The 13,174-nt window shown below is 71.9% G+C and carries 12 protein-coding genes; 6 read left to right on the top strand and 6 right to left on the bottom strand.

Annotation, left to right across the window (positions count from 1 at the left end; translation table 11 throughout):
• Positions 1-80: 80 nt before the first annotated feature.
• The gene (locus ACWD35_RS33630) at positions 81-704 is read right to left on the bottom strand and encodes a TetR/AcrR family transcriptional regulator (protein ID WP_451355126.1); all 624 of its coding nucleotides are present in this window, start codon (positions 702-704) and stop codon (positions 81-83) included.
• Between the two features lie 164 nt (positions 705-868).
• Here ACWD35_RS33630 and ACWD35_RS33635 point away from each other — a divergent pair, with 164 nt between their 5' ends.
• Together ACWD35_RS33635 and ACWD35_RS33640 are read left to right on the top strand one after the other, a co-directional pair.
• Positions 869-2,554, top strand: a complete 1,686-nt coding sequence (locus ACWD35_RS33635) for an MFS transporter (protein ID WP_451355127.1) — start codon at positions 869-871, stop codon at positions 2,552-2,554.
• 132 nt (positions 2,555-2,686) lie between these two features.
• The gene (locus ACWD35_RS33640) at positions 2,687-3,451 is read left to right on the top strand and encodes a DUF2127 domain-containing protein (RefSeq protein ID WP_451355128.1); all 765 of its coding nucleotides are present in this window, start codon (positions 2,687-2,689) and stop codon (positions 3,449-3,451) included.
• Here ACWD35_RS33640 and ACWD35_RS33645 read toward each other — a convergent pair.
• Positions 3,448-4,323, bottom strand: coding sequence for an aldo/keto reductase (locus ACWD35_RS33645; RefSeq protein ID WP_451355129.1), 876 nt, complete (start codon positions 4,321-4,323; stop codon positions 3,448-3,450). The two genes, ACWD35_RS33640 and ACWD35_RS33645, sit on opposite strands and share 4 nt — an antisense overlap.
• Before the next feature lies 1 nt (position 4,324).
• On the bottom strand, positions 4,325-5,254 hold the full coding sequence (locus ACWD35_RS33650; protein ID WP_451355130.1) for an NAD-dependent epimerase/dehydratase family protein: 930 nt from the start codon (positions 5,252-5,254) through the stop codon (positions 4,325-4,327).
• Between the two features lie 39 nt (positions 5,255-5,293).
• On the opposite strand from ACWD35_RS33650, the gene ACWD35_RS33655 reads away from it, so the two are divergent.
• The 4 genes from ACWD35_RS33655 to ACWD35_RS33670 all read left to right on the top strand — a co-directional run bounded on the left by ACWD35_RS33655 (position 5,294) and on the right by ACWD35_RS33670 (position 9,055).
• On the top strand, positions 5,294-5,824 hold the full coding sequence (locus tag ACWD35_RS33655; protein WP_451355131.1) for an Lrp/AsnC family transcriptional regulator: 531 nt from the start codon (positions 5,294-5,296) through the stop codon (positions 5,822-5,824).
• Between the two features lie 44 nt (positions 5,825-5,868).
• Positions 5,869-6,297, top strand: coding sequence for a MerR family transcriptional regulator (locus ACWD35_RS33660; RefSeq protein ID WP_451355132.1), 429 nt, complete (start codon positions 5,869-5,871; stop codon positions 6,295-6,297).
• Between the two features lie 14 nt (positions 6,298-6,311).
• Positions 6,312-6,626 carry a thioredoxin gene (trxA, locus tag ACWD35_RS33665; RefSeq protein ID WP_451355142.1) on the top strand — a complete coding sequence of 105 codons (315 nt, stop codon included), beginning with the start codon at positions 6,312-6,314 and terminating at the stop codon, positions 6,624-6,626.
• Between the two features lie 140 nt (positions 6,627-6,766).
• The gene (locus ACWD35_RS33670) at positions 6,767-9,055 is read left to right on the top strand and encodes a HelD family protein (RefSeq protein WP_451355133.1); all 2,289 of its coding nucleotides are present in this window, start codon (positions 6,767-6,769) and stop codon (positions 9,053-9,055) included.
• Here ACWD35_RS33670 and glgB read toward each other — a convergent pair.
• The 3 genes from glgB to ACWD35_RS33685 all read right to left on the bottom strand — a co-directional run.
• Positions 9,030-11,258, bottom strand: coding sequence for a 1,4-alpha-glucan branching enzyme (gene glgB, locus ACWD35_RS33675; RefSeq protein ID WP_451355143.1), 2,229 nt, complete (start codon positions 11,256-11,258; stop codon positions 9,030-9,032). The genes ACWD35_RS33670 and glgB overlap by 26 nt on opposite strands.
• 41 nt (positions 11,259-11,299) lie before the next feature.
• The gene (locus tag ACWD35_RS33680) at positions 11,300-12,751 is read right to left on the bottom strand and encodes a maltokinase N-terminal cap-like domain-containing protein (RefSeq protein ID WP_451355134.1); all 1,452 of its coding nucleotides are present in this window, start codon (positions 12,749-12,751) and stop codon (positions 11,300-11,302) included.
• 87 nt (positions 12,752-12,838) lie between these two features.
• Positions 12,839-13,174, bottom strand: a 336-nt coding sequence (locus ACWD35_RS33685; RefSeq protein WP_451355135.1) for an alpha-glucosidase C-terminal domain-containing protein, incomplete at its 5' end; no start/stop codon positions are given.

Consider the following 13,174-nt stretch of genomic DNA (forward strand, 5'->3'; position numbering starts at 1 on the left):
CGCCCGGCCCCGCCTGAACCCGGGCCGGGCGTCCGGTCTCCCTCTCCCCGAAGGTTCCCCAGGGATTCCCAAGGGCTTCGCTACGAACCTTCACTCAACCTGGCCACCAGCTCGGTGGCCGTCGAGGCGGGTACGCCCGCCGCGGTCAGCAGTGTGACCGCGGCGGAGCGGCCCGCCTCCGCTGCTGTCAGCAGGCCGTCGTTCACCGCCTCCATCACCGCGAACAGCATCTGCTCGTGCACGTACGCCAGCGCCGGCGCGGCCAGCGGGGAGGCGAACACGCCGGTGTCCAGGCCGCGTTGGAGCGTGTGGACCTTCTTCTCGCGCAGCGGTGCGAGGCGTTCGCGGATGCCCTGCATGGTGACCGTGCGCTGGGCCAGGGCGACCAGCAGCCGGTAGCGGTCGGCGACCTCCCACAACGCGAGCACCGAGCGGGCCACGTCCTCCGCCGGGTCCTCCGCCTCGGCACGGACGCGCTCGGTGACCTCCAGCACCTCCTCCACCGCGCCGTCGACGAGCGTGGCGATCAGTGCCTCGCGGCTCGGGAAGTGGCCGTACACGGTCCGCCGTACGACCCCGGCGGCGCGCGCGATCTGGTCCATGGAGGCGTCGGGGTCGCGCAGCAGCTCGGCGAGGGCGACGTCGAGGATGCGGCGCCGGTTGGCGTCGGCGCGACTGGTGTTGCCGGTGGTCATGACGGTCATTCTGCACGCTCTCCTGACTTGCACAGTGCTGTGCAACCACGTACATTGCACATGGTTGTGCAATTGCACGCCATTGTGCAAGTCACCGGGCAAGCAGCCGTGCACATCGCTGTGTGCCCCGCTGTGTGCGTCCCGTCGCGAATCCGAGGAAGGCGACCCCTGCCATGCGACTCGTCATGACCGAACCCGTCGAAAGGATGGAGCGCCCCTATGCCCGGCGCTGGTGGGCGCTGCTGGTGCTCTGCCTGAGCCTGCTGATCATCGTGATGGCCAACACCGCCCTCACGGTCGCGGCGCCCGGCATGACGAAGGACCTCGGGCTGTCCAGCGCCGACCTCCAGTGGGTGATCGACGGCTACACCGTCCCGTACGCGGCGCTGATGCTGCTGCTCGGCGCGATCGGCGACAAGTACAGCCGGCGCGGCGCGCTCGTGCTCGGGCTGACGGTGTTCGGCGGGGGCGCCGTCTTCGGGTACCTCGCCGACAGCTCCACGACCGTCATCGCCGCGCGTGCCGTCATGGGCGTCGGCGCGGCGCTCATCATGCCCGCCACGCTCTCGCTGCTCGCCGCGACCTTCCCGCGGGAGGAGCGCGCCAAGGCGATCACCCTGTGGACCGCCACCGCCGGTCTCGCCATCGCCGCCGGTCCGGTGGTCGCGGGCGCCCTGCTGCGCGACCACGGCTGGTCCTCGACCTTCCTGATCAACGTGCCCGTCGCGGCCGTGGCGATCGTCGGCGCCTTCGTCCTCGTGCCGCCGTCCAAGGCCGGTCACCACGACCGCATCGACTACGTCGGCGGCCTGCTGTCGGTGACCTGGACCGGCTCGCTGGTCTACATGATCATCGAGGGCCCGCACTTCGGCTGGGGCGTGAAGGCGATCACGGCGGCGGTTGTCGCGGGCGTGGGCCTGACCGCCTTCGTCCTCTGGGAGCTGCGCACCCCCCGCCCGATCCTGGACGTGCGCCGCTTCGCCTCCCGCCGCTTCGCGGGCTCCAACCTCGCCGTCGCCCTGTTCTTCCTCGCCGTCTTCGGCGCGTTCTACTACCTCACCCAGGACCTCCAGTTCGTCCTCGGCTACGACGCCCTGGAGACCGGCGTCCGCATGCTGCCGCTGGCCGGCGCGGTCTTCGTCGGCTCGGCGCTGACCGGCGTGCTCACCCCGCGCGTCGGAATGAAGTGGACCGTGACCGCGGGCATGGTCGGCGGCACGACCGCGCTGGCCCTGCTGACCCGGGTCGACGCGGGTTCGACGTACACCGACTTCGTCGCGCCCCTGATCATCCTGGGCCTCGCCATCGGCCTCGCCCTCTCACCCTGCACCGACGCGATCATGGGCGCGTTCCCGGAGTCCGAGCTGGGCGTCGGCGGCGCGGTCAACGACACCTCGCTGGAGCTGGGCGGCTCCCTCGGTATCGCCATCCTCGGCTCGCTCCTCGCGACGTCGTACGGCAACCACCTGAGCGACGCCACCGCCGGCAGCAAGCTCCCGGCGAGCGCCCTGGACACCGCGCAGGACTCGGTCGGTGCCGGGTACGCGGTCGCGCAGGGCATCGGCGAGAAGGCCCACCAGCTGGCCGCGCAGGCGGCGCACGCCAAGGACCCGCAGCAGGCCGCGCAGCTCAAGCAGCAGGCCGCCGAACTCGCCACGGGAGCCCGGCAGATGGCCGAGGCGGTCGGCTCCGCCTTCTCCGACGCGGTGGCCCACACCAGCCTGGTCGGCGCGGTGATCCTCGGCATCGGCACGGTTCTGGTCGCGGTCCTGCTGCCGCGCCGCGAGGCCCCGGCACCCGAGGTGAAGGAAAAGGGGAGGGAAGGAGAAAGGGAGCTGGCGGAGAGCGCAGCCGACTGATCTCACCGTGCCTCTCCAGGTCTTTATCCACTAACGTGCCGCTTCGGATCAACCGGAACGGCACGTTCGTGCGTGGCGTCAGTACGTGTGAATCAGTACGTGTGAGTCAGTACCTGTATGGAGGCACGGGGGATGAAGATCGACTGGGACCGGCGGCACTGTGCGCGCAAGGGGCATGTGACCTACGCGCCGGACGACCCGCGGCTGCGGATCCGGCTGCGCGCCGAGACGGCGCTCGGTGAGGTGTGGCGCTGCCTGCGCTGCGGCGACTTCGTGCTGGGCGAGCCGCATGGGTCGGGACCGGCCGCGGACGCCCCGCTCGTACCGCGCGGCAAGGTTCTCCGCGACCTCTTCGTCCTCCGCTTCCTCGCGATCGAGCGCGCGGTCCGCGGCGTCTTCATCGTCCTGGTCGCGGCGGCGGTGTGGAAGTTCAGCAACAGCCAGGACGCGGTGCGCCGCCTGTTCAACGAATACCTGGACGTCTTCCGCCCGGTGTTCAAGCACTTCCACTACGACCTCGACCACTCGCCGGTCGTCGACTCCCTCCAGAAGGCTTTCGGGTACAAGCACAGCACGCTGCTGCTGGTGGCGGCCCTCCTCCTCGCCTACGCGCTCATCGAACTCGTCGAGGCGGTCGGCCTCTGGTATGCCAAGCGCTGGGCCGAGTACCTGACGGTGGTCGCCACCGCCGCCTTCCTCCCCCTGGAGATCTACGAACTCACCGAGCACGTCAGCTGGCTGAAGATCGCCACGCTCGTGCTGAACATCCTCGCGGTCCTCTACATCGCCCTGACCAAGCGCCTGTTCGGCCTCCGCGGCGGCGCCAGGGCCTTCGAGGAGGAACGGCACAGCGCGTCCCTGATGGAGGTGGAGGAGTCGGCGGGCGTGACGGTCTAGGGCAGCCGCGTCAGCTCCTCCTCGGTCAGCTCCAGCTCGGCCGCCGCCGCCGAGTCCCGGATCGTCTCCGGGCGGCTCGCGCCCGGGATGGGGATCAGAGTCGGGGAAAGGGACAGCAGCCAGGCCAGGCAGACCTGTTGGGGGCTCACGCCGCGGTCGCGGGCCACCTCGTGGAACGCGGCGTACCGCAGGTCTGCCGTCTGCCCCGACGGGCCGTCCAGCGAGCTGCGGGAGATGCCGCCCAGTGGGCTCCACGGGAGGAACGCCAGGCCCAGGTCCGTGCACAGACGTAGCTGCGGGTCGCTCTCGCGGATCTCCGGGGAGTAGCGGTTCTGGACCGAGACCAGGCGGTCGCCGAGGACCGCGTGGGCGCGGTGGATCTGGTCCACGGTCACGTTGGAGAGGCCGGCCAGGCGGATCTTGCCCTCGTCGAGGAGGTCGCGCAGCGCCCCCACGGAGTCCTCGAAGGGCACGGCCGGGTCGGGCTTGTGGAGTTGGTAGAGGCCGATCGCCTCGACGCCCAGGCGTTTCAGGGAGGCCTCGGCCGCCGCCTTGAGGTGGGCCGGCGTGCCCGTCACCGTCCAGCTGCCGTCCGCAGGCCTGCCCCGGCCGCCCTTGGTGGCCACCAGGACGTCGTCGCGGTCGCCGCCGTACGTCGCGAGCGCGCGGGCCAGCAGGAGTTCGTTGTGGCCGGGGGGCCGGCCCGGGAGGTGGTAGGAGTCGGCGGTGTCCAGCAGGGTCACGCCCGCGTCGAGCGCCGCGTGGACCGTGGCGAGGGCGCGCTGCTCGTCCGGGTGGCCCTCGATCGACAGCGGCATGGCGCCCAGCCCGACCGCGCTCACCTTCAGCCCGCCAAGGGTGCGGTACTGCATGTCAGTTGCCCTTTCCTAGCGTCTCGGCGATCGCCCTCGGCAGCCACAGCCGTGCGTGGTCGAAGCCGAAACCGAGGCCTGCGGCGCGGGAGTTGTCCATGCCGTAGCGGTTGCGGAAGGCGAAGGGGGAGACCTCGGCCGCCTCGGTCACCTCGAACACCACCTTTCCGCCGGGCAGTTGGTCCGCAATCTCCGCGCACAGCTCCCGGACCCCGAACGGCCCGTGCGAGGCGGCGTTCACCGGGCCCGTGAAGTCCTCGCCCACCGCCCAGAAGAGGAAGTCGGCGATCTCCTCGACGTGGATGTACGTCGCCGAGCGGGGCAGCGGCGGTATGAGGATGGGGGCGCCGGTGCGGATGCGGTCGGCGTAGTGGTCCAGTCGGCCGGTGAAGTCGTCGTCGCCGCCCAGGACATGGGCCAGGCGGACGGACACGAACGGCAGGTCCGGGCCGGCGGCCGTGAACACGGCCTCCGCCTGCCGCTTGCCCTCGCCGTAGTACCCCTCCAGGAACTCCGGGTTGTCCCAGGGCAGTTCGAGGTCGACCGTGACCGTACGCGGATCCACCGCGCTCTCGGACACCGGCACCTCGGAGTCCTCGTGCTCGTACACCTCCACGGTCGAGGTCATCAGATAGCGGCCGGTGCGGCCCGTGAAGACCCGTCGGGCGATGTCGGCGTGGCGCGGGCTGTAGCAGACCTGGTCGACGACGACGTCGAAGGTGCGTGCGCCCAGCGCCTCGGCCAGAGCGTCCTCGTCGGCCCGGTCGGCCACCAGGTGGTCCGCGCCGGGCGGCGCGGGCACCGACCCCCGGTTCAGGACCGTGACCCGGTCACCCGCCGCCAGCAGCCGCGCGATCAGCCGCTTGCCGAAGTAGCGGTTGCCCCCGATGACCAGGACCTCTCGAGCCTCTTTCGCCTTTTCCATGGTCATAATTCTCCGTTCACGGTACCGGGCTCTGAAGGGGGAGACATGGGAGATACGGCGACCGCGCCAAAAGAACCACGGCATCTGCGGGCCGTCACCGGCGGAACTTCGGTGGCCTTCGACGGGGTGGACCGGGACATCCTCCGGCTGCTCCAGACCGACGGGCGGATCAAGCTGAGCGAGCTGGGCCGGCGGGTCAGCCTGAGCCCGGCGGCCGTCGCCGAGCGGGTGCGCCGGCTGGAGGCGGCCGGGGTGGTCGAGGGGTACGGCGCGCAGGTCGCGGCTCATCGCCTCGGGTACGGCATCCTGGCCTTCATCCGCGTGAACCCGCACGGCGGTTACAACCTCAAGCACCCCAGGACCCGGGAGCTGATCGACCGCCCGGAGATCATCGAGGTGCACCATGTGGTCGGCGAGGACTGCTGGATCCTCAAGGTCGCCGTCACCGACACCGTGCACCTGGAGCAGATCCTGGAGCAGGCCTCGGCGCTGGGGCGGACGACGACCTCGATCGTGCTGTCCTCGCCGGTGCCCAGGAAGCCGCTGCTGCCTCCCGAAGGCCCCGGCCCGTCCTGAACCGGCTTGCCTTGACGCCGACGTCAACACCTACCGTCGTAGACATGCGAATCGGCGAGCTGGCCGCACGGGCCGGGACCACCACCCGCACGCTGCGCTACTACGAGGCGCGGGGGCTGCTGCCCGCCCGGCGCGACGACAAGGGACACCGCACGTACGACGAGAGCGACCTCCGGATGCTCCACCAGATCCGGACGCTGCAGGACTTCGGGTTCGACCTGGAGGAGACGCGGCCGTTCGTGGAGTGCCTGCGGGCCGGGCACCCGGAGGGCGACTCCTGCCCGGCGTCCCTCGTGGTCTACCGGTGCAAGCTGGGCGAACTGGACGCGCTCATCGGGCAGTTGACGGCGGTGCGGGAGCAGGTCGCGGGGCAGTTGCGGCGGGCCGAGGAGGCCCGGGACGGGCTGGCCGCCGAGGCGCTGGTTCCGGGGGGTCCGGAACCCGTGTGCGAGCTGGGAGGGCTGACACGGTGAGCTTGGTGAGCGGACTGGCCGAGGTGACGGACGCGGACTTCGAGGCGGAGGTGATCGGCGCGGATATGCCGGTACTGGTGCAGTTCACGGCCGACTGGTGCGGGCCGTGCCGGCAGCTCGCGCCGGTGCTGAAGGACATCGCCTTCGAGGAGGGCGACCGGCTGAAGATCGTCCAGCTGGACGTGGACCGCAACCCGCAGACGACGGTCGCCTACGGCGTGCTGTCGACGCCGACCCTGATGGTCTTCCGGGACGGTGAGCCGGTGCGGTCGATGGTGGGCGCACGGCCCAAGCGGCGGCTGATGGAGGAACTGGCCGACGTGCTGTAGACGCACAGCAGGGGTGCCGCAAAGGAACCCGGCCACGAAAAAATCCCCTGAGCAATTGCGCTCGGGGGATTTCCCTGCGTATATTCGGTGGTTCGCGACTTCAATTCGAAACAGTCGCGGAGAAGTTCCGAGCACAGTATATGCGGGCGGGAGTGGCATTGTCAAACACCGAATTTCCAGGCGATGAATTGCGGCACGAGCAGGAATTCATCGACGGACTGTATGCGCGCGTCGACGTGCTGCGCGGCGAGGCCGAGGGCTCCGTCGCGGACGCGCTCGCCCAGGGCGACAAGCCCATGCAGGCCCGGCTGGAGCGGGACATCCTGGTCGCCGAGCGCTCGGGGCTGCTCGCCGCGCTGAACGCGGTCGACGGCTCGCTGTGTTTCGGCCGGATCGATCTGGCCGGCGGTGCCGTCCACCACATCGGCCGGATCGGGCTGCGCGAGGACGACACCGAGCACACCCCGGTCCTCATCGACTGGCGGGCCGACGTCGCCCGCCCGTTCTACCTGGCCACCGGCCACACCCCGATGGGCCTGCGCCGCCGCCGGCACATCACCACCCACGACCGGACCGTCGCCTCCCTGCACGACGAGATCCTCGACCTCGGCGACACCACCCGCACCGGCCACGAGGACCCCACCGGGGACGCCGTGCTGCTGGCCGCGCTCAACTCGGCGCGCACCGGCCGGATGAGCGACATCGTGCAGACCATCCAGGCCGAACAGGACGAGATCATCCGGGCGCCGCACCGCGGGGTGCTGGTGGTCGAGGGCGGACCCGGCACCGGAAAGACCGCCGTCGCCCTGCACCGGGCGGCCTATCTCCTCTACGAACACCGGGAGCTGCTGGCCCGCCGGGCCGTGCTCATCGTCGGCCCGAACCCGGCCTTCCTCGGCTACATCGGCGAGGTGCTGCCCTCCCTCGGCGAGACCGGCGTCCTGCTCGCCACGGTCGGCGAACTCTTCCCCGGCGTGAAGGCCACCGCCACCGACACCGAGCGGGCCGCCGCCGTGAAGGGCCGTGCCGCGATGGCCGACGTGCTCGCCACCGTCGTACGCGACCGGCAGGCGCTGCCCGACCCCGTCATCGCCATCGAGCACGACCGCGAGGTGCTGATGCTGGACGACGGTCTCGTGAACGTCGCCCGCGAACGCACCCGTGCCGCCAAGCTGCCGCACAACGCCTCCCGCGAGTACTTCGAGGGCCACATCCTCAACACGCTCACCGAGCTGTACGCCGAGCGCGTGGGCACCGACCCGTACGACGGCAGCAGCCTGCTGGACGCTTCCGACATCACCCAGATCCGCGACGAACTCGCCGACAACCCCGAAGTCTGGTCCGCCGTCGACCAGCTGTGGCCCCGGATCACCCCGCAGCGGCTGGTCGCCGACTTCCTCGCCGAGCCGGACGGCTACCTCCCGGAGGAGGACGCCGACGCGATCCGCCGCCCGGTGACCCGGGCCTGGACCGTCGCGGACGTCCCGCTGCTGGACGAGGCGGCCGAACTACTCGGCGAGGACGACCGGGTGACCCGGGCGCGCGCCGAGCGGGAGCGCGAGACGCAGGTCGCCTACGCGCAGGGCGTGCTCGACGTGTCGTACGCGTCCCGGACGTACGAGTTCGAGGACAAGGAGGACGATGACCCGGACGCTTCCGAGGTCCTGTCCGCGCACCACATCATCGACGCCGAGCGGTTCGCCGAGCGGCACGAGGAGGCGGACCACCGCAGCGCCGCCGAGCGGGCCGCGGCCGACCGGACCTGGGCGTTCGGCCACATCATCGTGGACGAGGCGCAGGAGCTGTCGCCAATGGCCTGGCGGCTGCTGATGCGGCGCACCCCGACCCGCTCGATGACCCTGGTCGGCGACCCGGCCCAGACGGCGGAGGCGGCGGGCGTCGGCTCCTGGGCCGAGATCCTGGAGCCGTACGTCGAGGACCGCTGGGAGCACACCCGGCTCGGCGTCAACTACCGCACCCCGTCCGAGATCATGGAGCTGGCCGCCGCCGTGGTCCGCGCCGAGAACCCGGAGTTCCAGCCGCCGAGTTCGGTCCGCTCGACCGGGGAACGGCCCTGGGTGCGCGATGCCTCCGGCGACCTGCCCGGCGCGGTCGCCAAGGCGGTCGCCGAACTCACCCCCGCCGAGGGCCGGCTGGCGGTGATCGCCCCGCGCGGGCTGCACGGGGCGCTGGCCGCACGGCTGGACGGGGTGAGGGCCGGCGCGGAACCCGACCTGACCCACACGGTCGTCCTCCTCGACCCCCGGCAGGCCAAGGGTCTGGAGTTCGACTCGGTCCTGGTGGTCGAGCCGGGCGCCTACGGCACGAGCGACCTGTACGTGGCCCTGACCCGGGCCACGCAGCGGCTGGGCGTGCTGCACACGGGCTCGCTCCCCGACGGGCTCAGGCAGGCCGCAGCCACACCGTAGCCAGCGGCGGCAGGGTCAGCCGGATGCTCGCCGGGCGGCCGTGCGCGCCCTGCGGCTCCGGTTTGACCGGATCGGGATGGGCGACGTCGCTGCCGCCGTAGCGGGCCGCGTCGGTGTTCAGGACCTCCCGCCAGGCCGGGATGTCGTCGGGGACGCCGAGGCGGTAGTCGGCGCGGACCACGGGGGAGAGGTGGGTGACGGCGAGCAGCGGGGTGCCGGCGGCGTCCAGGCGCAGGAACGCCAGGACGTTGTCGTCCGCCGCGTCCCCCGCGATCCACTGGAAGCCCGCCGGGTCGCTGTCGCGCTGCCACAGGGCCGGGGTGGCGCCGTAGACGGTGTTCAGGTCGCGGACCAGGTCGCGCACGCCCCGGTGGTCGGCCGCCGCGCCGTACGCCGGGTCGAGCAGCCACCAGTCGGGGCCGTGCGCCTCCGACCACTCGGCGCCCTGTGCGAACTCCTGCCCCATGAAGAGGAGTTGCTTGCCCGGGTGCGCCCACATGAAGCCCAGGTAGGCCCGGTGGTCGGCGCGCTGCCGCCACCAGTCGCCCGGCATCTTGGACACCAGCGCCCGCTTGCCGTGCACGACCTCGTCGTGGGATATGGGCAGGACGTAGTTCTCGCTGTACGCGTACACCATCGAGAAGGTCAGCTCGTTGTGGTGGTACGCACGGTGCACCGGGTCATGGCTCATGTACTCCAGCGAGTCGTGCATCCAGCCCATGTTCCACTTCAGCCCGAATCCGAGCCCGCCGAAGCCGCTCGGGCCCCGGTGGTGCGTGGGCCGGGTGACCCCGTCCCAGGCCGTCGACTCCTCGGCGACGGTCACCACCCCCGGGCAGCGCCGGTAGACCGTGGCGTTCATCTCCTGGAGGAAGGCCACCGCGTCCAGGTTCTCCCGGCCGCCGAACCGGTTCGGGGTCCACTGGCCCGGCTCGCGCGAGTAGTCGAGGTAGAGCATCGAGGCGACCGCATCCACCCGCAGGCCGTCGATGTGGAACTCCTCGCACCAGTACACGGCGTTCGCCACCAGGAAGTTGCGCACCTCCCGGCGGCCGAAGTCGAACTCCAGCGTGCCCCAGTCGGGGTGCGCAGCCCGCAGCGGGTCGTGGTGCTCGTACAGCGGACGCCCGTCGAACTCGGCCAGCGCCCAGTCGTCGCGCGGGAAGTGGGCCGGAACCCAGTCCATCAGCACCCCGATCCCGGCCTGGTGCAGCCGGTCCACCAGGTACTTGAAGTCGTCGGGGGTGCCGAGCCGGGCCGTGGGCGCGTAGAAGCCGGTGACCTGGTAGCCCCACGAGCCGCCGAAGGGATGTTCCGCGACCGGCATCAGCTCCACGTGCGTGAAACCCAGGTCGGTGACGTACTCCGTGAGCTGGTCGGCCAGTTGGCGGTACGTCAGCCCTGGCCGCCAGGACGGCAGATGCACCTCGTACACCGAGAACGGCGCCTCGTGCACAGGCGTGTCGCCCCGGTGGGCCAGCCACTCGGCGTCGCCCCACTCGTGGTGCGAGGCGTGCACGATCGAGGCGGTGGCGGGCGGGGCCTCGGTGCGGCGGGCCAGCGGGTCGGCGCGCAGGGTGCGCGAGCCGTCCGGGCGGGTGAGCTCGAACTTGTACAGCTCACCCTCGCCGACGCCCGGCACGAACAGCTCCCACACCCCGGACGAGCCGAGCGAGCGCATCGGGAAGCCGCCGGCGTCCCAGAAGTTGAAGCTGCCCGCCACCCGCACGCCCCGCGCGTTCGGCGCCCACACCGCGAACCGGGTGCCGGTCACGCCCTGGTGCGTCATGACGTGCGCCCCGAGCACCCGCCACAGCTGCTCGTGCCGGCCCTCGCCGATCAGGTGCAGGTCCAGCTCACCGAGCGTGGGCAGGAAGCGGTACGGGTCCTCGGTCTCGTGGACCGTGTCGCCTTGGCCGTCGTATCCGACCAGGAGGCGGTACGCGGGGACCTCGGTGAGCGGGAGCAGACCGGAGAAGAACCCGTCGCCGTCGTCGTGCAACGCGGCCCGCGCCTCGCCGCTGACCACGGTGACCGACCGGGCGTGCGGACGGAAGGCGCGGACGGCGACGCCGCCGGGGACCGGGTGGGCGCCCAGGACCGCATGCGGGTCGTGATGGGTGCCGTACAGCAGCCGTTCCCGGCCGTCGCGGTCCATGGCGGCGGACACGCGAGGCGCGGCCCTCTGCCCGGCCTTCCGCACAGCCGTCTTCTTCGGGGTGGCCGACTTCCTGGACTTGGACGTCACGAGCGAGTCTCCCGGGCGAGGTTCGGGTCGGACGTGGCGAGACGGCGGACCGCCGCGAGCGGTACGGGGAGCCAGTCGGGGCGGTGCCGGGCCTCGTAGACGACCTCGTAGACCGCCTTGTCGGTCTCGTAGGCCCGCAGCGGTACGGGATCGGCGCGCGGGTCGCGGCCGGTGATCTCCGCGTACCCGGCGCAGTAGGCGGCCCGGCAGGCGCGCGCCCAGTCCGGCGCGGGCGGGGCGCCCGAGTGGGCCGCGTAGTCGAAGGAGCGCAGCATCCCGGCGATGTCCCGCAGCGGCAGCTGCGGTATGCGTCGCTCGGCCAGCGGCCGGGCCGGCTCGCCCTCGAAGTCGATCAGCGACCAGTCCCCGGAGGGCGAGCGCAGGCACTGACCGAGATGCAGGTCGCCGTGGACGCGCTGCGCGGTCCAGGTGGCGCCCCGGGCGGCGAGGTCCGCCAGCGCCGTGTAGGCCGAGCGCAGCCCGGTCGCGTACGGCCGCAGCGCCGGCACCGCCTGCGTGGCCGCGCTCAGCCGCTCGGTCATGCCGTCCACCAGCTGCCCCAGCTGGGCGTGGCCCAGGGTGACCGTCGGCAGGGCGCGGGCGAGCGCGGAGTGCACCTCGGCGGTGGCCCGGCCCAGCGCCCGTGCCTCGGCGGTGAAGCCCTCGGCCCCGCCCTCGCCTTTGGCCCGCTCGCGCAGCGCCAGCTCCCAGCCGTCGGCCGCGCCGCGCAGATACGGCTGGAGCACGGCCAGGACGTACGACTCCGCGCCCCCGTCGGCCCCCGCCTTGGCGTCCGCCTCGGCGTGCAGCCAGGCCGTCGGCGCGGGCACCCGGGCGCAGCCCTCGCGGGCCAGGGCCAGCGGGAGCTCCAGGTCGGGATTGACCCCGGGCACGACCCGGCGCAACAGCTTGAGGATGAACGTATCTCCGTAGACGACCGACGAGTTGGACTGCTCGCTGGTGTTCAGCCGGGCCACCAGGCCGCCGCGGATCTCCTGGCGCCGGTCCCGCTCGAACCGCAGCGCGCCGAAACGGGCTTGGCTGCGCAGGGCCTCCAGGAGCAGCTCGGCGGGCCGGGGGTCGTACAGGGCCTCGTAGACCGTGCGTCCGGCGAGCGGGCCGGTGGCGACGTGTCCGATCAGCGCGGGGGCCAGCCGGGGCGGCAGCGCCTCGCGCACGCCGATCAGCAGCTGGTAGCAGTCGCCGGGGTGCGGCGGGGCGCCGATCGCGGACGGCTGGTGGACGCGCAGCAGCAGGTGGTACAGGCCCAACCGGCTGTTGGGCGGCAGCAGTCGGGTGACGGACACCGGCGTGAATCCGGTGACCGGGCGTCCCTTGCCGGCGAACCAGCGCTGTCTCGGCAGCCACTCGCGCAACAGGGGATCGAGCGAAGCGAGGAGGTGACCGCTGGAAGTGGTGGTGCCGTAAGGGCCGACCGTTTCCGCCATGGGCGTCACGTCCTTTCCCCGGATCGTCGGGGTGTTACTGATGCGTGCCCCGGGTGGGACGGCGGAAACCGCCCCACCGGGCCTGGGCTACACGGCGTCCCGGCGCAGCCGGAACCAGTAGAAGCCGTGCCCCGCCAGGGTCAGCAGGTACGGCAGCTCGCCGACCGCCGGGAACCGCACCCCACCGAACAGCTCGACCGGGTGCCGCCCGGAGAACCGGCGCAGGTCCAGCTCCGTGGGCTGGGCGAACCGGGAGAAGTTGTGCACGCAGAGCACCACATCGTCCCCTCCTTCCTCTGACGAGGGGGCCTCCCGCAGGAAGGCGATCACCGCCGGGTTGGAGGACTGCAACTCGGTATAGGACCCCAGTCCGAAGGCCGGATTCTGCTTGCGGATCTCGATCATGCGGCGGGTCCAGTGGAG

The sequence above is a fragment of the Streptomyces sp. NPDC002671 genome (genome assembly GCF_053592475.1).